The 17,000-nt window shown below is 58.3% G+C and carries 18 protein-coding genes and 1 pseudogene; 9 read left to right on the top strand and 10 right to left on the bottom strand.

The window, feature by feature from the left end; genetic code table 11:
- The first annotated feature begins 174 nt into the window (after positions 1-174).
- The 3 genes and pseudogenes from JQ575_RS23190 to JQ575_RS23180 form a co-directional block, all read left to right on the top strand.
- Positions 175-492, top strand: a complete 318-nt coding sequence (locus tag JQ575_RS23190) for a co-chaperone GroES (RefSeq protein WP_212035469.1) — start codon at positions 175-177, stop codon at positions 490-492.
- Between the two features lie 90 nt (positions 493-582).
- A complete protein-coding gene (groL, locus tag JQ575_RS23185; protein WP_212035468.1) occupies positions 583-2,235 on the top strand; it encodes a chaperonin GroEL in 1,653 nt (550 codons plus the stop codon).
- A gap of 75 nt (positions 2,236-2,310) precedes the next feature.
- Positions 2,311-2,550: pseudogene (locus JQ575_RS23180) on the top strand (hypothetical protein); the annotation flags it as partial.
- Here JQ575_RS23180 and JQ575_RS23175 read toward each other — a convergent pair.
- The 3 genes from JQ575_RS23175 to JQ575_RS23165 all read right to left on the bottom strand — a co-directional run bounded on the left by JQ575_RS23175 (position 2,547) and on the right by JQ575_RS23165 (position 6,080).
- The gene (locus JQ575_RS23175) at positions 2,547-2,723 is read right to left on the bottom strand and encodes a hypothetical protein (protein ID WP_212035576.1); all 177 of its coding nucleotides are present in this window, start codon (positions 2,721-2,723) and stop codon (positions 2,547-2,549) included. The pseudogene JQ575_RS23180 and the gene JQ575_RS23175 overlap by 4 nt on opposite strands.
- Before the next feature lie 469 nt (positions 2,724-3,192).
- Positions 3,193-5,136: a PrkA family serine protein kinase gene (locus JQ575_RS23170; RefSeq protein ID WP_212035466.1), complete on the bottom strand. Its 1,944-nt coding sequence runs from the start codon at positions 5,134-5,136 to the stop codon at positions 3,193-3,195.
- 707 nt (positions 5,137-5,843) lie between these two features.
- A complete protein-coding gene (locus tag JQ575_RS23165; protein ID WP_212035465.1) occupies positions 5,844-6,080 on the bottom strand; it encodes a hypothetical protein in 237 nt (78 codons plus the stop codon).
- A gap of 569 nt (positions 6,081-6,649) precedes the next feature.
- Between JQ575_RS23165 and JQ575_RS23160 the strand changes: the two genes are divergently transcribed.
- The 5 genes from JQ575_RS23160 to JQ575_RS23140 all read left to right on the top strand — a co-directional run bounded on the left by JQ575_RS23160 (position 6,650) and on the right by JQ575_RS23140 (position 12,499).
- Positions 6,650-7,111 carry a MaoC/PaaZ C-terminal domain-containing protein gene (locus JQ575_RS23160; protein WP_312016003.1) on the top strand — a complete coding sequence of 154 codons (462 nt, stop codon included), beginning with the start codon at positions 6,650-6,652 and terminating at the stop codon, positions 7,109-7,111.
- A 307-nt stretch (positions 7,112-7,418) separates the two neighbouring features.
- Positions 7,419-9,035, top strand: coding sequence for a GAF domain-containing protein (locus tag JQ575_RS44815; RefSeq protein WP_249166838.1), 1,617 nt, complete (start codon positions 7,419-7,421; stop codon positions 9,033-9,035).
- Positions 9,016-9,168, top strand: a complete 153-nt coding sequence (locus tag JQ575_RS44810) for a GAF domain-containing protein (RefSeq protein WP_312016002.1) — start codon at positions 9,016-9,018, stop codon at positions 9,166-9,168. Before JQ575_RS44815 ends, JQ575_RS44810 begins: the two co-directional genes overlap by 20 nt.
- Positions 9,153-12,095: a GAF domain-containing protein gene (locus tag JQ575_RS23145; protein WP_249166837.1), complete on the top strand. Its 2,943-nt coding sequence runs from the start codon at positions 9,153-9,155 to the stop codon at positions 12,093-12,095. Before JQ575_RS44810 ends, JQ575_RS23145 begins: the two co-directional genes overlap by 16 nt.
- Positions 12,092-12,499 (top strand): response regulator, encoded by a 408-nt coding sequence (locus tag JQ575_RS23140; protein ID WP_212035464.1) that lies wholly within the window; start codon positions 12,092-12,094, stop codon positions 12,497-12,499. Before JQ575_RS23145 ends, JQ575_RS23140 begins: the two co-directional genes overlap by 4 nt.
- Before the next feature lie 30 nt (positions 12,500-12,529).
- Here the strand turns inward: JQ575_RS23140 and JQ575_RS23135 are convergent, their stop codons facing one another.
- The 7 genes from JQ575_RS23135 to JQ575_RS23110 form a co-directional block, all read right to left on the bottom strand.
- A complete protein-coding gene (locus tag JQ575_RS23135; protein WP_212035463.1) occupies positions 12,530-12,994 on the bottom strand; it encodes a hypothetical protein in 465 nt (154 codons plus the stop codon).
- Positions 12,995-13,204: 210 nt separating this feature from the next.
- The gene (locus tag JQ575_RS23130) at positions 13,205-14,188 is read right to left on the bottom strand and encodes an ABC transporter substrate-binding protein (protein WP_212035462.1); all 984 of its coding nucleotides are present in this window, start codon (positions 14,186-14,188) and stop codon (positions 13,205-13,207) included.
- Between the two features lie 4 nt (positions 14,189-14,192).
- Positions 14,193-14,315 (bottom strand): hypothetical protein, encoded by a 123-nt coding sequence (locus JQ575_RS45770; protein WP_283842637.1) that lies wholly within the window; start codon positions 14,313-14,315, stop codon positions 14,193-14,195.
- Positions 14,316-14,372: 57 nt separating this feature from the next.
- Positions 14,373-14,855 (bottom strand): lipocalin-like domain-containing protein, encoded by a 483-nt coding sequence (locus JQ575_RS23125; protein WP_312016001.1) that lies wholly within the window; start codon positions 14,853-14,855, stop codon positions 14,373-14,375.
- A gap of 464 nt (positions 14,856-15,319) precedes the next feature.
- Positions 15,320-15,496, bottom strand: a complete 177-nt coding sequence (locus tag JQ575_RS23120; protein ID WP_212035461.1) for a hypothetical protein — start codon at positions 15,494-15,496, stop codon at positions 15,320-15,322.
- Positions 15,497-15,510: 14 nt separating this feature from the next.
- Complete coding sequence (locus JQ575_RS23115) at positions 15,511-15,684, bottom strand: hypothetical protein (RefSeq protein ID WP_212035460.1); 174 nt, start codon at positions 15,682-15,684, stop codon at positions 15,511-15,513.
- A 19-nt stretch (positions 15,685-15,703) separates the two neighbouring features.
- Positions 15,704-15,898, bottom strand: a complete 195-nt coding sequence (locus JQ575_RS23110; RefSeq protein ID WP_212035459.1) for a hypothetical protein — start codon at positions 15,896-15,898, stop codon at positions 15,704-15,706.
- Positions 15,899-16,383: 485 nt separating this feature from the next.
- Between JQ575_RS23110 and JQ575_RS23105 the strand changes: the two genes are divergently transcribed.
- The coding region (locus JQ575_RS23105) for an adenylate/guanylate cyclase domain-containing protein (protein WP_283842636.1) at positions 16,384-17,000 on the top strand (617 nt) is incomplete at its 3' end.

The following is a 17,000-nucleotide window of genomic DNA, read 5'->3' as shown; positions in this document are numbered from 1 at the left end:
AATCATGATGAATGAAATTGGCAGCCGTCATATTTGAGTGCCAAATTTTCTGCTAGAAGCCCTTGTCCCCCGAACAAGACTGGCCTAAATCACCCGCAGCCGGGCTGGCACTCGCCTGCCCGGACTGCCAAGACGCCAAAATCGACAACATTTGCAAAAGTTTAGGAGGACTGCATGAAATTCCGTCCGCTTCACGACCGCGTCGTGGTCAAGCGCATCGACGCCGAAGAGAAGACTGCTGGCGGCATCATCATTCCGGACAGTGCCAAGGAAAAGCCCTCGCAGGGCGAAATCGTCGCCGTGGGCCCGGGTGGCCGTGACGAGGCTGGCAAGCTGATCCCGATCGACCTCAAGGTCGGCGACCGCGTCCTGTTCGGCAAATGGTCCGGCACCGAGGTCAAGATCGACAGCCAGGAGCTGCTGATCATGAAGGAAAGCGACATCATGGGCGTCCTCACCGACGTTCCCGCGACCAAGAAGAAGGCCGCCTAAGCCAAACCCGCACACGCTCACCCCTGAGGAGCGCCTGCGCGGCGCCCCTCGAAGAGGTGAGACACCAAGTTCAACTGAGGGAAATCAAATATGTCAGCTAAAGAAGTCAAATTCGGCGTTGATGCCCGCGACCGCATGCTGCGCGGCGTCGACATTCTCGCCAATGCCGTGAAGGTCACGCTCGGCCCCAAGGGCCGCAACGTCGTGCTCGACAAGTCGTTCGGCGCCCCCCGCATCACCAAGGACGGCGTCACCGTCGCCAAGGAAATCGAACTCGAAGACAAGTTCGAGAACATGGGCGCGCAGATGGTGCGCGAAGTCGCTTCCAAGTCCGCTGATGCGGCCGGCGACGGCACCACCACCGCGACCGTGCTCGCGGCTGCGATCGTCCGTGAAGGCGCCAAGTCGGTTGCCGCCGGCATGAACCCGATGGATCTGAAGCGCGGTATCGACCTGGCTGTGGAAGCCGTGGTCGCCGACCTCGTCAAGAACTCCAAGAAGGTCACCTCGAACGAGGAAATCGCCCAGGTCGGCACCATCTCCGCCAACGGCGACGCCGAAATCGGCAAGTTCCTCGCCGACGCCATGAAGAAGGTCGGCAACGAGGGCGTCATCACGGTTGAAGAAGCCAAGTCGCTCGAAACCGAACTCGACGTCGTCGAAGGCATGCAGTTCGACCGCGGCTACATCTCGCCCTACTTCGTCACCAACGCCGACAAGATGCGCGTTGAAATGGACGACGCCTACATCCTGATCAACGAGAAGAAGCTCTCCTCGCTGAACGAGCTGCTGCCGCTGCTCGAAGCCGTGGTGCAGACCGGCAAGCCGCTGGTCATCGTCGCGGAAGACGTCGAAGGCGAAGCTCTCGCCACCCTCGTCGTCAACCGTCTGCGCGGCGGCCTCAAGGTCGCGGCCGTCAAGGCTCCGGGCTTCGGCGATCGCCGCAAGGCCATGCTGCAGGACATCGCGGTTCTGACCGGTGGTCAGGCGATCTCGGAAGATCTCGGCATCAAGCTCGAGAACGTCACGCTGCAGATGCTCGGTCGCGCCAAGAAGGTGATGATCGACAAGGAAAACACCACCATCGTCAACGGCGCCGGCAAGAAAGCCGACATCGAGGCGCGCGTTCAACAGATCAAGGCGCAGATCGAGGAAACCACCTCGGACTACGACCGTGAGAAGCTGCAGGAGCGTCTGGCCAAGCTCGCAGGCGGCGTCGCGGTGATCCGCGTCGGCGGCGCGACCGAAGTCGAAGTCAAGGAGCGCAAGGATCGCGTGGATGACGCGATGCATGCGACCCGTGCGGCGGTGGAAGAAGGCATCGTGCCGGGCGGCGGCGTCGCCTTGCTCCGTGCCTCCCTGCATCTCAAGGGGCTGCGCACCAAGAACGATGACCAGAAGACCGGCGTCGATATCGTGCGCAAGGCGCTATCCGCGCCAGCACGCCAGATCGCGGTCAACGCGGGCGAAGACGGCTCCGTGATCGTTGGCAAGATCCTAGAGAAGGAGCAGTACTCCTACGGTTTCGACTCGCAGACCGGCGAATACGTCAACCTGATCTCCAAGGGCATCATCGACCCGACCAAGGTGGTTCGCGTGGCGATCCAGAACGCGGCTTCCGTTGCGGCGCTGCTGATCACCACCGAAGCCATGGTGGCCGAAGTGCCGAAGAAGAACGCGGGCGGCGGCGGTATGCCCCCGGGCGGCGGCGGCATGGGCGGCATGGGAGGTATGGACTTCTAAGTCCAACCATTCAGAGCACAACAATAAGAAAGGCCCGGCAGCGATGCGGGCCTTTCTGCATTAGCTACACGTCCACACGTCCATCTCGACAACGATAGCTGCATGGAGGTGACCGCTCTCAAGGGATCGAGCGGAGACGTGCAGCACTTCGCCGATCGTATTATCGCCGAGCGTGGCGTCCGCTATGGCCGCGTGGCAATGATCCCAACCTCGGCTAAGACGAAGCGCCGCCCAAACGCATACTTGACGAGCGAGACGCCGGTATTTCCGAAACTCAGGCTATGCCCAATCCTAAAAGCATCATGCTCTAGCTAGTCTTCGTCCGGCTCGCGCACGACCGGCGGTTCGTCGGCGCGGTCCTCGTCCTCTTCGTCGTCGTCCTCTTCGTCTTCATCAGGATCTCGGGGCGGCATCGTGTTGCCCATGATCACGAAGGAACTCCAGTCGATCAACCTGGTGGAAAATTCCTCGGGGATGTGTGGGGTCATGTTGTTGCTCCTCGGGTGTGGACCCTAGGAGATTTTACCCCTTCTGCTGTCATTCGGCATGCAAATTTGACCCCCTTAGCCGGGGGGATCGGTCGATCGAAGTGATTAGTCGGACCGGAAGCGCTCGATGGCGCACTAACTTGGATTTCCTGCGACATCACGGGTGTAACGGGCGGTTATGCTGCACGGCCGCTTCGGATCAAGAGCCGACGTTGTGGTCCGCTCTGCGCCAAAAGCTGTCGGTCGAGGAATGTCCGGGTTGGGTGTGCGCCGTGCAAAGGCGGCGCTTTCCAGTGCGTGCAAATCCCATCCGGCAACCGCTCCAGCCGAAAGCAATCGGAGTAGTCATGGAGGTAACAAAGTGGCTGAAGCCTTCGATTAGCGTGTCACAAATTGGCGGTTCTCAAGGCTTTTGCTGCCCGGATTCTGGCGCCGATCGACGATGTGCATAGCCACCCTTGCATTTGCCTCAGCCGGCTTGCTTCACCCGCATGTACCATTCGACGAGGCGGCGAACCTGACGCTCGGTATAGCCGCGTCCCACCATGCGCGCGACAAACTCGCCGTGCTTCTTTTCGGTATCGCCGTCCTTTTTCGAGCCAAACGAGATAACCGGAATAAGGTCTTCGACCTGCGAAAATATCCGTTTCTCGATGACTTCTCGAATCTTTTCATAGCGGGTCCAGGACGGGTTTTTGCCGCTGTTCTGTGCCCTCGACCGCAGCGAGAACTTGACGACCTCGTTGCGGAAGTCCTTCGAGTTGGTGATGCCCGCAGGCTTCTCGATCTTGGTCAGTTCCTGGTTGAGGAGGTTGCGATTGAGCATCTGGCCGGTATCGGGGTCCTTGAAGTCCTGATCTTCGATCCAGGCATCGGCATAATCCACGTAGCGATCGAACAGGTTTTGACCGTAATCCGAATAGGATTCCAGATAGGCTTTCTGGATCTCGTGGCCGATGAATTCCGCATAGCGCGGCACGAGCTCGGCCTTGATGAATTCGAGATAACGCTTTTCGACTTCCTCAGGAACCTGCTCACGGCGGATCGAATGCTCGAGCACATACATCAGATGGACGGGATCGGCGCCAAGTTCCGCGGTATCGTGATTGTAGGTCGCGGCTAGCACCTTGAATGCAAAGCGCGTCGAGACGCCGGCCATCCCTTCGTCGACGCCGGCAGCATCCTTGTATTCCTGGACGCTGCGGGCCTTCGGATCGGATTCCTTGAGGCTTTCACCGTCATAGACCCGCATTTTCGCGAACAGGGTAGAGTTTTCGTGCTTGCGAAGACGTGACATCACCGAGAAGCGCGCGAGCGTTTCCAGGGTTGCCGGCGCACACGGCGCGGAAGCGAGTTCCGATCCCTGGATAAGTTTCTTATAGATCTTCTGCTCCTCGGTCACCCGCAAGCAGTACGGCACCTTGATCACGCAGATGCGATCGATGAAGGCTTCGTTCTTTTTGTTGGCCTTGAAGCTTTGCCATTCGGCTTCGTTCGAATGCGCGAGAATGACACCGGTGAATGGAATGGCCCCGATATTCTCGGTACCAATGTAGTTGCCTTCCTGGGTCGCCGTTAACAGCGGGTGCAGCGTCTTGATCGGCGCCTTGAACATCTCGACGAATTCGAGGACGCCCTGGTTGGAGCGATTCAAGCCGCCGGAATAGCTATAGGCATCAGGGTCGTTCTGGGCGAAGGTCTCCAGCTTGCGAATGTCGACCTTGCCGACCAGCGAGGCGATGTCCTGATTGTTCTCGTCGCCAGGCTCGGTTTTCGCGACCGCGATCTGCCGCAAGCGCGAGGGCTGGATTTTGGCGACCCGGAATCGTGAAATGTCGCCGCCGAATGCTTCCAGCCGTTTGTAGCACCACGGACTCATCAGTCCATGGAGGCGACGGCGCGGAATGCCGTACTTTTCTTCGATCATCGGCCCCAGCGATTCCGGATCGAACAAACTCAGGGGGCTCTCGAACACTGGACTGAGTTCGTCGCCGGCCTTCAGCACGTAGATGGGATGGACTTCCATCAACGATTTCAGCCGCTCCGCCAGCGACGATTTTCCACCGCCCACCGGCCCCAGCAGATAGAGAATCTGCTTGCGCTCTTCCAGACCTTGAGCTGCGTGCCGGAAGAAGCCGACGATGCGCTCGATGGTTTCTTCCATACCATAGAATCCGGCGAAGGCCGGATAGGCGCGCATGGTCCTGTTCAAAAAAATACGGCCAAGGCGGGCGTCCTTGGCCGTATCAATCATTTGAGGCTCACCGATCGCAGCCAGCAGGCGCTCGGCCGCATTGGCATATCGCATCGGATCGCCTCGACACGATTCCAGATACTCCGCCACCGACATGTCGGTTTCGCTTCGAACCTCAAAGGACCGAGCGAAAGCATTGAACAGAGAATCGTTGTACATGATCCCTCCTCATGAGGTAATCTGCTGGAACGCGCGGCCAAGTCCGACGGCCGACCGAACAGATCGTCCGACTGCCGGAATCAGTTGGGATCGCGCGGCATCAACTAGTCAGCGACTTGGCGCTTGGCCGTGGCCGCGCGAAAATCCCGGGGTGGTTATCTTGTGGCCCGAGCAAATCTAATCGACGTAGGCCGCCCTAGCCGCGATCACTTTTGGCCTTCGGGCGCTTCGACCCGTTCTCCGCGCTGGGCTGCGTGTTGCGGACGGCCTCGGTCAGCATCTGGCGCAGCTCAGCCTTCGTCTTCGGCGGCTCCCGCCTAAAGCTAGATTTTTGCCATTGGGTCACCGCCACTATGTGGGGATGCCCGAGGGAAAAGTAAATGCCACTGGGGCCGCAAAATCAGGGGCAGCCGACATCAACTATTTTGAGGAAAATCCACGTCCGCTCCGGAGCGCTTAACGGACTCAACTGAGACATCGCGCTACGTCCGAAATGTGCGCCAATAGGCGACGTGGCGCGATTATCTGGAAATGAAATGAGGCCGCCAAATGACGCGACCTAATGAGAGGATCGCATTATGTCGCTACGGCGTTTGGATGCTTGTCAGTCATCGCCACGGCCTCGTCTCACCGTTGCGCAGGCTAAAAGCCGACGACGTTCGCTTCCGCTGGAAGGATAATCTGGTCAATTTTTATGGTCTATAGCATCACTCAGTCGGCGACAATTCCAACAACTTCTTTTCCGCAGCGTCGTACACCTTGACTTGGAGCATCGGAAACTCAGCTTTGAGATCCATCGCCCTTTTCTGCGCCGCTTCAAGCGTTGGAAATACCGTCTTCATCCGGCCATCGACTTCCAAGCCAAACCCCTCGGTCATCACAAGGTCAGCGCGTGTGATGTTGCGGGGTTGCGACTCGTCCGGTATCGTCAGAGGCTTTTTCATGGCAACTCCTTGGGTTGCCCCCTCCCTATCTAATCACTGCCCTCCCCGATAGAAGAGCAACGCCTTTCGCGAGATTTTCCTGGTCGTTCAATTTTCGACTTTTTCAGCGTGTCGGTCGGCCATCAGATCTCGTCAACGCAGAGTCCACTTTTCCCCAACAGTGGACGTTGGTTTAGCGACTGCGCGGAACAAGTTGATGTCTGAAATACCAGGGCAGAGCGGACATGCTCTGCCCACCCTTTAACCGCCGATTTGTGCCATTACCCGACTCGTGCACCGCAGCAGACCGCATCGCCAATCGTCCGTGACGAGGATGCCACGCTGTAACGAAGCCTTTCCATCGACAGCCATAGCGATTTTCCGAAAAATTGCGGCCATCACGTTTCGGGCGGGAAGCGATTCCGTTATGCTGAGCACAACGCCAGTTGCTTATCCGCAGCTAGGCAAGCCCCCACGTCGAACCCTCGAAGGCGGTTCGTCGAGAGCGCGCGTCAGTTTGGTATTCTTATCGGTTAAATCGAGCCATTCTCGCGGAGGACAAACCGATGGGCAGTTTGTAATTTGAAGACGTGGAAGTCGGTGACAGCTGCACAGCCGGACCCTATCTCGTCACCAAGAGCGAAATCGTTCAGTTCGCCAAGCAGTATGATCCGGTGCCCGAAAACATCGATGAGGAGGCTGCAGCGCGTTCAATTTTCGGGGGACTAACCGCCTGCAGTCCCCATACTTTCTCGATCTATATTTTGTTGACGACCCAGCTTCAGCCAAGACTCCATTTCCTTGCCGGACTGGGCTGGGATGAGCTGAGGATGCCGAACGCAGTACGCCCGGACGACGAGCTCGATCTCGACTTGAGGGTCCTGGAAAAACGCGAGTCGAAGTCCAAATCCGATAGGGGAATCCTTCGCCTCCGGATCCTCTTGCGCAATCAAAGGCGAGAGACGGTGCTGGAGTGTATCGTCACTGTTCTGATTGCGCGGCGGCCGGACGCGAACGCGCCGACCCACCTTGAAAAGACTGGCGACCCATGACTGCCGCTTAACAGCGGTGCCATATCCGTAAGCCGAGGGCGCCCCATAGGCCGAATAGAACTTCATCGCCTACCTTTCGCGGACCAATGACAAAAGGAACCGATGTCCGCGTGTCTGGCTCGGACATCGCGGCCTGGCTGCGGAATGTCCGTTCTGCCCCAAGGAGCGGACATCGTCAGGCCGCCCCGGGGTCGAAGCGCCAAAGGCAGAAGCTGAAGTCGCTCAACCGACCTATACGGCAGCCTCCGGATTGAGTAGCTTTGGCGCTATTGACGTTGTTGCAGCGTTCCTGGACCGGAGCGTCCAAATGGCGAAGCGCGGACACGCGGTACGTGGCTCTCCGACTGGAGGCAAGGCGCCGACGAAGCGCCAACGTGAGCCTGAGAACGTCGATCTAGAGAGAGAAAACGCAGCTCTTAAACGCGATCTGGCCGAAGCGCTAGAGCAGCAAACCGCGACCTCCGAGGTGTTGCAAATCGTCAGCTCATCTCCGGGCGACTTGGAGCCGGTGTTCAAGAGTATGCTGGAAAACGCAACGCGTATTTGCGGCGCAAATTTTGGTCAGATGAATCTTTATGAGGATGGTCGTTTCCGTCCCGTTGCGCTCTGCAATGTGCCAGCCGCCTACGCCGCTTGGGTGGCGCCCACGCCGTTCCAACCGCATCCGCAAAGTGGTCTCGGCACCGTCGCCCGAACCCACGAAGTAGTCCACATCGAAGATATTAGAACCCTGCCGCCCTATCTGGAGGGCAATCCTTCCGTTGTTGCAATAGCCGATCTTGCGGGGGCCCGGACATATTTTGTCGTGCCGATGCTCAAGGAAAACGAATTAGTCGGTGCAATCACGATTCACCGCCAGGAGGTCAAGCCGTTTACTGAAAAGCAGATCGAACTCGTCGCCAACTTCGCCAAACAAGCCGTCATCGCCATCGAGAATACCCGACTGCTCAACGAGCTACGGCAGCGCACCGACGATCTAAAAGAATCACTGGAGCAGCAGACGGCGACGTCCGAAGTCCTTCAGGTGATCAGCAGCACGCCTGGCGAGCTGGAGCCGGTGTTTCAGAGCATGCTGGCAAATGCAACGCGCATCTGCGAGGCCAACATCGGGATTTTGTTCCGATACGAGAATGGAGCCTACACTGCTATCGCGACCCTCGGCGTGACGCCGGCTTACGCAGAATACCTCAACCTGGGGCCGATCCGGCCCGGTTCGACGACCGGCCTGGGTCGCGTTGCTAGCACGAAACAAACGATCCACATCGTAGATACAAAGGCTGATGAGACGTATGCGGCCGGCGAGCCGCTAAGGCGTGCAACCGCCGAACTTGGGGGCGCGCGCAGCCTGTTGAACGTGCCGATGCTCAAGGGAGACGATCTGATCGGCGCGTTCGGCATTTTCCGACAGGAAGTGAAGCCATTTACCGACAAACAGATCGAGCTCGTCACGAACTTTGCAGCCCAGGCTGTCATCGCCATCGAGAATACGCGACTGCTCAAGGAACTGCGCGATTCTTTGCAGCAACAGACCGCGACCGCCGATGTGCTCAAGGTCATCAGCCGATCGAGAATCGATCTGCAGACAGTGCTTGACACTCTGGTAGAGTCGGCCGTCCGACTTTGCGAGGCCAACATCGGACAAATCGCCCTTCCAAACGAGGCGGGCTATTTTCAAACCCGGGCGCACTGTGGCTTTACGGCGGAGCTCAGAGAGGAATTGGAGCGGATACCCTTCCAGCCGGGGCGTGAAAGTGTGACCAGTCGAGCTCTGCTCGAGCGCAAAACTGTCCAAATCCTCGATGCCCAAACCGATCCGGAGTACAAGCTGAGCAAAGCGCAGAGATTTTGGCGGTTATCGCAGCCTGATCGGCACGCCGCTGCTGCGCGAGGGAGTTCCGATTGGCGTGTTCGGCTTGTCGCGTAATTCCGTGCGCCCCTTCACCGACAAGCAGATGGTGCTGCTCACCACGTTCTCAGATCAGGCGGTGATTGCGATCGAGAACGCCAGGTTGTTCGACGAAGTTCAGCAAAGACCCGCGACTTGTCCGAGGCGCTGACTTACCAGACCGGGAGCAGCAAAGTTCTCGGTGTGATTGCATCCTCGCCGACCGATGTTGGACCGGTGCTGAAGGCCATTGTCGAGAGCGCTTGCGAGCTTTGCGAGGCATATGACGCCGTAGTACGCCTGAGGGACGACGACAACCTGCGTCTTGGCGCGCATCACGGCCCGATACCGATCACTTTAGAAAAATGGCCGATCAGCCGTGATTGGGTCGCGGGGCGCTCGGTCCTCGACAAGAAACCGATCCATGTGCGCGACATCCAGTCCGCCGAAGGCGATGAATTCCCCGGGACTCGGGAGTTGGCGCGCCACACCGGCAACCGCAGCTTTCTGTGCGTACCCTTGTTACGCGAGGGCGAAAGCATCGGAACCATCGTGCTGCGCCGTACAGAAGTACATCCATTCAGTGATAAACAGATTGCCTTGCTGCAGACCTTTGCCGATCAGGCGGTGATCGCCATCGAAAACGTTCGACTGTTTGATGCGGTTCAGGCCCGGACTCTGGAGCTGTCGGAATCCCTTGAGCAACAGACGGCAACGTCGGAGGTGCTCGAGGTCATCAGCGCCTCGGCGGGCGATCTTGAGCCCGTCTTCCAGAAGATGCTGGAGAACGCGACGCGTATCTGCGGTGCGAATTTTGGCACGATGGGTCTGTTTGACGGAGACAGCTACCAAAACGTGGCGCTTTACAACGTTCCGCCCGCGTTCGCTGAGACTCCGCAGAAATTTAGACCTCATCCGAAAAGCGGTGTGGTAACGGCGACCCGAAACAGGGAAGCCTTTCAAGTCGAAGACATCAGGACTCAGCCTCCCTATCTCGAGGGCGATCCCGCTGTTGTCGCGATTTCCGATCGCGCAGGGGCGAGGACTGTCCTCAATGTCCCGATGCTCCGGGAAAATGAACCGATCGGCGCCATCACGATTTACCGGAAGGAAGTGCGGCCATTCAGTACCAGGCAGATCGATCTGTTGGCGAATTTTGCCAAACAAGTGGTGATCGCCATCGAGAACACGCGGCTGCTGAAGGAATTGCGGGAATCCCTCCAACAGCAGACCGCGACCGCCGATGTGCTGAAGGTCATCAGCCGCTCGGCGTTCGACCTGCAGACTGTGCTGGACACTTTAGTCGAATCGGCGGGCCGCCTGTGCGACGCCGACGAGGGAACGATCTTTCAGCCCAAAGATGACGCCTACTGCCTGACGGCAAGCTGTGGGCTCTCTCCTCGCAGGAAGGAGTTTCTTGAGAACTGCTCGTTCCAACCCGGCACGGATACCACGATAGGACGGGTCTTGCTCGAAGGCAAAACCGTTCATATCGAAGACTCTCAGACCGACCCAAATTACCAATTTCAAGATCCGGAAGTGCGTACGCGGCTCGGTGTCCCTTTGCTGCGCGAGCGCGCGCCCATCGGCGTGTTCGTGTTGACACGCCGTGATGTCCGCCCCTTCAGCGATAAGCAGATCGAGCTCGTGCAGACCTTCGCCGACCAGGCCGTGATCGCCATCGAAAACGCGCGGCTGTTCAACGAGACCAAGGAGGCGCTGGAACGGCAAACCGCGACGGCCGACATCCTGAAGGTGATCGCCAGTTCGCCCGACGATGTGCAGCCTGTTTTCGAAGCCATCGCGGAGCGATCCAACCGGCTGGTCAACGGCCTTTCGACCGCCGTTTTCAGCGTAGTAGACGATGCGGTGCACCTGATGTCATTTACGTCGATCAATGCTACCGCCGACGCTGCCCTCAAAGCGATTACGGATGTGCCGCTGTCGGCGTTCCCGGTCGGCGAGGCGATGCGCAAAGGTGAAATCGCTCAGATTGCCGATACGGAAGACGAGGCCACGCCTGACTTTCTGCGCGATGTCGCACGGCTGCGCGGCTGGCGCAGCTCGCTGACCGTTCCAATGCTTCGCGAGGGCATACCCATTGGCATCATTGCCGTTACTCGGGTCGTGCCAGGTCTTTTCGACGATCACCACGTCCAGCTGCTGAAGACCTTTGCCGATCAGGCCATGATCGCCATCTCAAATGTCGGGCTGTTTAATGAGGTGCAGGATCGCACGCGGAAACTCTCGCAATCTCTCGACGATCTCCGCGCCGCGCAGGACCGCCTCGTGCAAACAGAGAAACTCGCTTCGCTTGGCCAACTCACCGCAGGCATTGCTCACGAGATCAAGAACCCGCTCAATTTCGTCAATAATTTTTCCGCACTGTCGGTGGAACTGGTCGACGAACTGCATGATGTGCTCAAGCCCGCGCCGCTCGACAACAAGACGCGGGTGACGTCGGACGAGTTGACCCACATGCTGAAAAGCAATCTCGAAAAAGTCGTTCAACACGGCAAACGCGCCGACTTGATCGTCAAGAACATGCTGCTGCATTCCCGCGAGGGTTCCAGCGAGCGTCGGCTGGTCAATCTCAACGGCCTTGTCGAAGAATGTCTCAACCTTGCCTATCACGGAGCCCGGGCCGAGAATCAGCAATTCAAAATGAACTTGGAGCGGTTTCTTGACCCAACGATTGGCAGGGTCGACCTGTTTCCACAGGAGATGACGCGGGTCCTCCTCAACCTGATTTCGAACGGCTTCTATGCGACAACGAAGCGCAAGGCGGAAACGAAACTTGATGGCTACGAGCCTACCCTCGCCGCTGCGACCAGGAACCTTGGCGACCGCGTTGAGATCAAAATTCGGGACAATGGCGGCGGCATTCCCGCCGAGGTGATGGACAAGATATTCAACCCATTCTTTACGACCAAGCCACCAGGCGAAGGAACCGGTCTTGGTCTCTCGTTGAGCCACGACATTGTCGTCAAGCAGCACGCCGGTTCGATCGAGGTTGATACCCGGCCCGGCGAGTTCACCGAGTTCAAGGTCATTCTTCCGCGCGTGGCAGCCACGAGCAAGGCAGGGGCAGACAAATGAACTTGCTTATTCTTGTTGTTGACGACGAACCCGATGTTGAGGCGCTGTTTCGCCAGCAATTCAGACGCGACATCCGTGACGGCCGCTTCACGATGGATTTTGCACAATCGGCAGACAGCGCGCTTAAACTGATCAGTGACGTGGCAGGTGCTTCGTTGATTCTGATCCTTTCCGACATCAACATGCCTGGAATGACCGGTCTTGAGCTTTTGCCGAAGGCCAAAGCAGCACGACCTGACGTGCCCGTCATCATGATCACCGCCTACGGCGACGCGGATACCAAGCGAAAAGCCCTGGAAGGCGGAGCCGAGGCGCTTCTGACCAAGCCCATCGATTTTGTTGCGCTTCGCGGCGAGATCGATAACCGAGTGGCAGGGGCTGGAGCTGAGGTCCGTTGTCATTAGCTAACATCAAACGCTACCCGAAAGCGGGGCCTAGCCCGCGGAGCAGTCCTTCAACCGGCCCCTGAGTACGCTCTCGCCCTTCGGTCCCTGCACCTTGAGAACATATTCGCCCCGATAGCGGCCCAGATTGCTATCGCCGCTCTTCGCTCGCATGGCAATGATCGCGAGGAATACCGAGACTTCATCGACGCTCTCGGGGGAGATACCGATCCTCAACTCATTTCCGAAGCTCCATTTTCCCGAGATGTGTTCGGGGGTAACCTTGAATTCGCGAGCATTAAATTTCCCACGTAAGGACTTGAGCTTGATCTCGCCATCGATCAGTTGGATCGCGCCGCCGTCGCCGCTGCCGATGTTGCCCAACAGATCGAAGCTCAGATTGTGGTCGTCGGCTGCGCACGTGAGACTTGCCGTGGCCCCGGCCGGAACGGCAGCCGCGAAGCAAAGAGCGGCCGCGAGGGACAAGATCTGGGCCAGTCGAAGCAGCGCAACCATGGGTGCCTCCGATTACAGGGCGCGGAATGTCCCTCATTCCGGGCTGTGCGGCAAGGCGTCGGTCCAGAACGGAAGTCGCCGATAAAGAAGTCGGCTCCGGGTAAAACCCGGAAGTCGGCGGTCTTTCGAAGTCTGCTTTGCCCCCGTGAACGGACATCGCCAGGCCAACCGGCCAGGTCCGAAAAGTGCCAAAACCGGAAGTGACAAGCCTTATTCGATCACCTCGTCGGCGCGGGCGAGAAGCGACGGCGGAATCTCGATACCGAGCGATTTCGCGGTCTTGAGATTGATGGTAAGCAAGAATTTGGTGGGCTGCTCAATTGGAAGGTCGGCCGGTTTGGCGCCTTTTAGAATTCGATCGATATAGTGGGCCCCACGTCGGGCCAAGGCCGGATAGTCAGGGCCATAAGAAATTAATCCGCCACCCTCTCGGGCGCCCGCCAAATAGATCGGCGGCAGCCCTGCTTGCACCGCAAGTTCGGACACCCGGCTCGTTGGGGAGTTAAGGATCGGGTCACCCCCTACGTACAATGCTTCCGCCCCTCCGGATTTAGCGGTAGCAATTGCGCCAGGAACTTCCTCTGCTTTACGCACCTCGATAACGTCGAGCTGAAAGCCGAGCGTGGCAGCCGCAGATAGTGCGTCCCTTAATCCCAGCCGATGGACTTCGTTGGAAGGATTGAAGAACGCTGCCAAACGCTTCGCCTGTGGCAAAAGTTCTCGAATAATGTCAAACGCCTTTCCCACGAAATTGCCTCCAGCCAGCGTGGCGACACCAGTCAGGTTTCCGCCCGGATGAGCGAGGCTTGACGCAAGTCCCAAACCGAGCGGATCGGCGACGAAGAGCATCACGATTGGTATCTCGGAGGTCGCTTCCTTAACGGCGCGCACGGGCTGAGGAGTGAAGGCGACGATGAGATCGGGTTTCGATCGCACAAGATCCGCGGCGAGCGCCGGCAGCCGATCGAAGCGACCACCCGCTTCCTTACGCTCGATGACGATGGTGGTACCCTCGAGCCAGCCGAGCTTGCGAAGCTCGTCTGATAGAGCGTTTGTAACTGGCGCCGGTGCACACGAGTTTGGGCACAGCATCCCTACGTGCGCCACTTTCCGCACGGCTTGAGCTGTGGCCGCCGACGCGAAGGCGAGCAGCACAACCAGAAGGACCGGCCCCGTAGCGAGAAATCGCCTCATTCGATCACCGTGCCGTCGCACAGGAAGATACCGCGATCGCGAGGCCGAGCGCCTTGGCCCCGAGAAGTCTAAGCCATAGCAGCTTCAGGCCGACCGGCGGATCACAATTGTCCGTAAGAACGGACATCGTAAGTCCGGCCTGCCAGGTCCGAAAAGCGCCACATCCAGACATGCCGCCGCACGTCTATTTAGACCGTACGAAGGTGACGATGCTGCGCGTCATCCCCTTGTCCGCCCAATTCGGGTTCACACGCCATGGCGACAACACTTGCAGTCGCTCACCGTCCACCGTGAGAGATCGGACTTGTTCGGTGCCGACCCACTCGGGAATCCACGCCACCTCGACCTTGGTAGTCCACCTGTCCCCTTCGACGCGATAAGTGCCGGTATAGGCGACGAGTGTGGTAAACAGCTCGGCACGTTCCTGGCTGGACTTCGCAGGCTTGCGCGCGTCTCCGGTCAGGACGAGGAACACGCGCCCCTCGGCGTTGAAGACAACGTAGCCGGTCGGGTTTTCTCCCATCGCCGGCTCTTTCCCCCCGGTCACCTGAACTTCGGTCTCATAGGAAACTAGCTTCCAGGTGCCGAGCACCTTGTTGCTGTCGTCACCGAAGCTCGGCTGACTGACGAAGCACAGCACGAACATGTATCCCAAAAGCTTGAACATCGTTTCCTCCCATGCACGCGGCTTGCTGGGGGCGCACGAGCGGCTACGTTTCTCGCCGACTCAAGTAACTTTCGCGATCTGCTGAATCGGACGCGCTCCGATCAAGGAAGAGAAGTTTGGCACGGCGGAGCCTCCGTCGCAATGTCCGGTATGGGGTCCATCGCGTCGGTTTGACGGTCGGCCAGCCACTCCGGTCTCCCCCCGTCAACGGACATCGCCAGATTGGCTCGGCTCTTCCGCTTCGTGCCAAATGCGGACTGGTGCGCGGCAGCGAAGAATGATCACTTCGTCGGCCGTCGCGAAAGTATGGTGATGAGGGCGCCAATCGCGTTTGCGGTATTTTCGATTGTCCACAACTAGAGCTTTGTGGGCGGCTCAAGTCGCGGGTTGATGCGCTGCTTCGACATAGAGAAATATGAAAAAATGAGGGCGTGCCACAGGGCCGCCCTCTGGAGACAGTAAGCTTATTTCTTTAAGCTGGCGATCTCGGAGCCAAGCAGCTTCACCACGCCAATAGCTTCTCCAATCATTAGACCTGCGAAGTAGGCGATGGAATTTGCCGTATTGCCTCCGCCGCTCACTTCATCAAGCTGGTCAAATGTAAGCTCGAAAGCAGCGCCGATCTTCTGGTCGTGTTGCATAGTCTTTCTCCTGTTTACTTGATGATGTCCTTGATCTGCTGATAACCGTCTTTGAGACCCTGGACGAAGGAATCGCCGACGCCTTTGACGTCGCCCACAAACTGATTCCAGCTATAGCCGCCAGAAACAGCCGAGAGATCATCATCGGAGAGGACTTGGTTGGTGTGTTCGAGATGGTTGCTATTCATTGTGATGATTCCTTTTCAGTTAGAACTGCGGGAACGACGGATTGGGCAGGGGAATAAAGCGACGAAGGAACTTACCGAGCCACGGGGGAATGCAGCCACCGTCGCCGGGGACGACACCGCCGCTGACGAAATCCAGACAGTCGTCTTCCAAAGCGCGGACGCCCTGTACTGGGTTGGACACGACATTCCCATTGCAGTTACGGGTGTAGATCATAGTCGTTGCTCCTTTGAGATGAGAACTAAGGCCAATCAATTGGATCGCCTAGCGCTGTTACCTAGGTGACATGGCTGAGAAGAACTGTGCGCTAAATCACCAAGGACTGGTGGGCATTCAAATCAGCCATTGGCCGTGGACTTGGGATTCAAAGAGCCAGCCTAACGCATCGAACGCATCAAACACGACGTCGATCTCGCGCCTTTCATTCTCTGGTCGATGGGGCCGGCTCGCATGTCCGAGTTGGGTCAATCGCGTCGTTTTGGCCACCCGCCGACCTCTTCCGGAATACCCCCATAAACAGACGTGGCCGGGGTCGGTCGGCATGTCTTAAAGGTGCCAAGAGCGGAACAGAGCTGCTGTTGAGGCCTCTCCGGTCCAATCGTGAAAACTGGGGCCGGACCGAGGAAGACACCGGCGCGCCCGTCACATAAGATGCAATTCTGCTTAGCCACCGGGCAGACTGCAGCTTCAAGGATAGCTCAATGACGAGCGAGCAGGTTGTAAGGCGATTGGCAGCAATCGTGGCTGCCGATGTCGTGGGCTATTCCCGCCTGATCGGTGCAGATGAAACCGGCACCCTCGCGCGGCTGGCAACCCTGCGGCGCGACATTGTCGATCACGCCATCGCCCGGCATGCCGGCCGCCTGTTCAAGGAAACCGGCGATGGCTTTCTAGTTGAGTTCAATAGCGCGGTTCAGGCCGTAACCTGTGCGATGGAAATCCAGAAGCAGGTCGAGGCAAAGGCCGGTGAGGGTCAACCGCTGCGGCTGCGCATCGGCATCCATGTCGGTGATGTCGTGGTCCAGGGAGAGGATCTAATGGGCGATGGCGTCAACATCGCCGCGCGTATTGAAGGCATCGCCGACCCTGGCGGTATTGCCCTGTCTCGCGCCGTCCACGAGCAGGTTCGTGATCGGCTCAGCACCTCCTTCAATGATCGCGGCGAGGTCGAACTTAAAAACATCAGCCGTCCGGTTCACATCTTTGACATCGGCGGCGAGAGCCCTGCGGCGCTGCCGGCTCTCACGCTGCCTGATAAACCGTCCATCGTAGTGTTGCCATTTCAAAACATGTCAGGGGATCCGGAGCAGGATTACTT

The sequence above is a fragment of the Bradyrhizobium sp. JYMT SZCCT0428 genome, assembly GCF_018131075.1.
Lineage (GTDB): Bacteria > Pseudomonadota > Alphaproteobacteria > Rhizobiales > Xanthobacteraceae > Bradyrhizobium.
Note: the sequence above shows the minus strand (reverse complement) of the source record. Positions and strands in the feature narration are given on the sequence as shown.

Excerpts from the sequence above, each read along its gene's own strand:
- JQ575_RS44815 (WP_249166838.1), top strand. The coding sequence starts at position 7,419 with ATGGCGAAGCGCGGACACGCGGTACGTGGCTCTCCGACTGGAGGCAAG.
- JQ575_RS23165 (WP_212035465.1), bottom strand. The coding sequence starts at position 6,080 with ATGAAAAAGCCTCTGACGATACCGGACGAGTCGCAACCCCGCAACATC.
- JQ575_RS23120 (WP_212035461.1), bottom strand. The coding sequence starts at position 15,496 with ATGCAACACGACCAGAAGATCGGCGCTGCTTTCGAGCTTACATTTGAC.
- JQ575_RS23130 (WP_212035462.1), bottom strand. The coding sequence starts at position 14,188 with ATGAGGCGATTTCTCGCTACGGGGCCGGTCCTTCTGGTTGTGCTGCTC.
- JQ575_RS23170 (WP_212035466.1), bottom strand. The coding sequence starts at position 5,136 with ATGTACAACGATTCTCTGTTCAATGCTTTCGCTCGGTCCTTTGAGGTT.
- JQ575_RS45770 (WP_283842637.1), bottom strand. The coding sequence starts at position 14,315 with ATGTCCGTTCTTACGGACAATTGTGATCCGCCGGTCGGCCTGAAGCTG.
- JQ575_RS23140 (WP_212035464.1), top strand. The coding sequence starts at position 12,092 with ATGAACTTGCTTATTCTTGTTGTTGACGACGAACCCGATGTTGAGGCG.
- JQ575_RS23135 (WP_212035463.1), bottom strand. The coding sequence starts at position 12,994 with ATGGTTGCGCTGCTTCGACTGGCCCAGATCTTGTCCCTCGCGGCCGCT.
- JQ575_RS23125 (WP_312016001.1), bottom strand. The coding sequence starts at position 14,855 with ATGTTCAAGCTTTTGGGATACATGTTCGTGCTGTGCTTCGTCAGTCAG.
- JQ575_RS23190 (WP_212035469.1), top strand. The coding sequence starts at position 175 with ATGAAATTCCGTCCGCTTCACGACCGCGTCGTGGTCAAGCGCATCGAC.
- groL (WP_212035468.1), top strand. The coding sequence starts at position 583 with ATGTCAGCTAAAGAAGTCAAATTCGGCGTTGATGCCCGCGACCGCATG.
- JQ575_RS23110 (WP_212035459.1), bottom strand. The coding sequence starts at position 15,898 with ATGATCTACACCCGTAACTGCAATGGGAATGTCGTGTCCAACCCAGTA.
- JQ575_RS23175 (WP_212035576.1), bottom strand. The coding sequence starts at position 2,723 with ATGACCCCACACATCCCCGAGGAATTTTCCACCAGGTTGATCGACTGG.
- JQ575_RS23115 (WP_212035460.1), bottom strand. The coding sequence starts at position 15,684 with ATGAATAGCAACCATCTCGAACACACCAACCAAGTCCTCTCCGATGAT.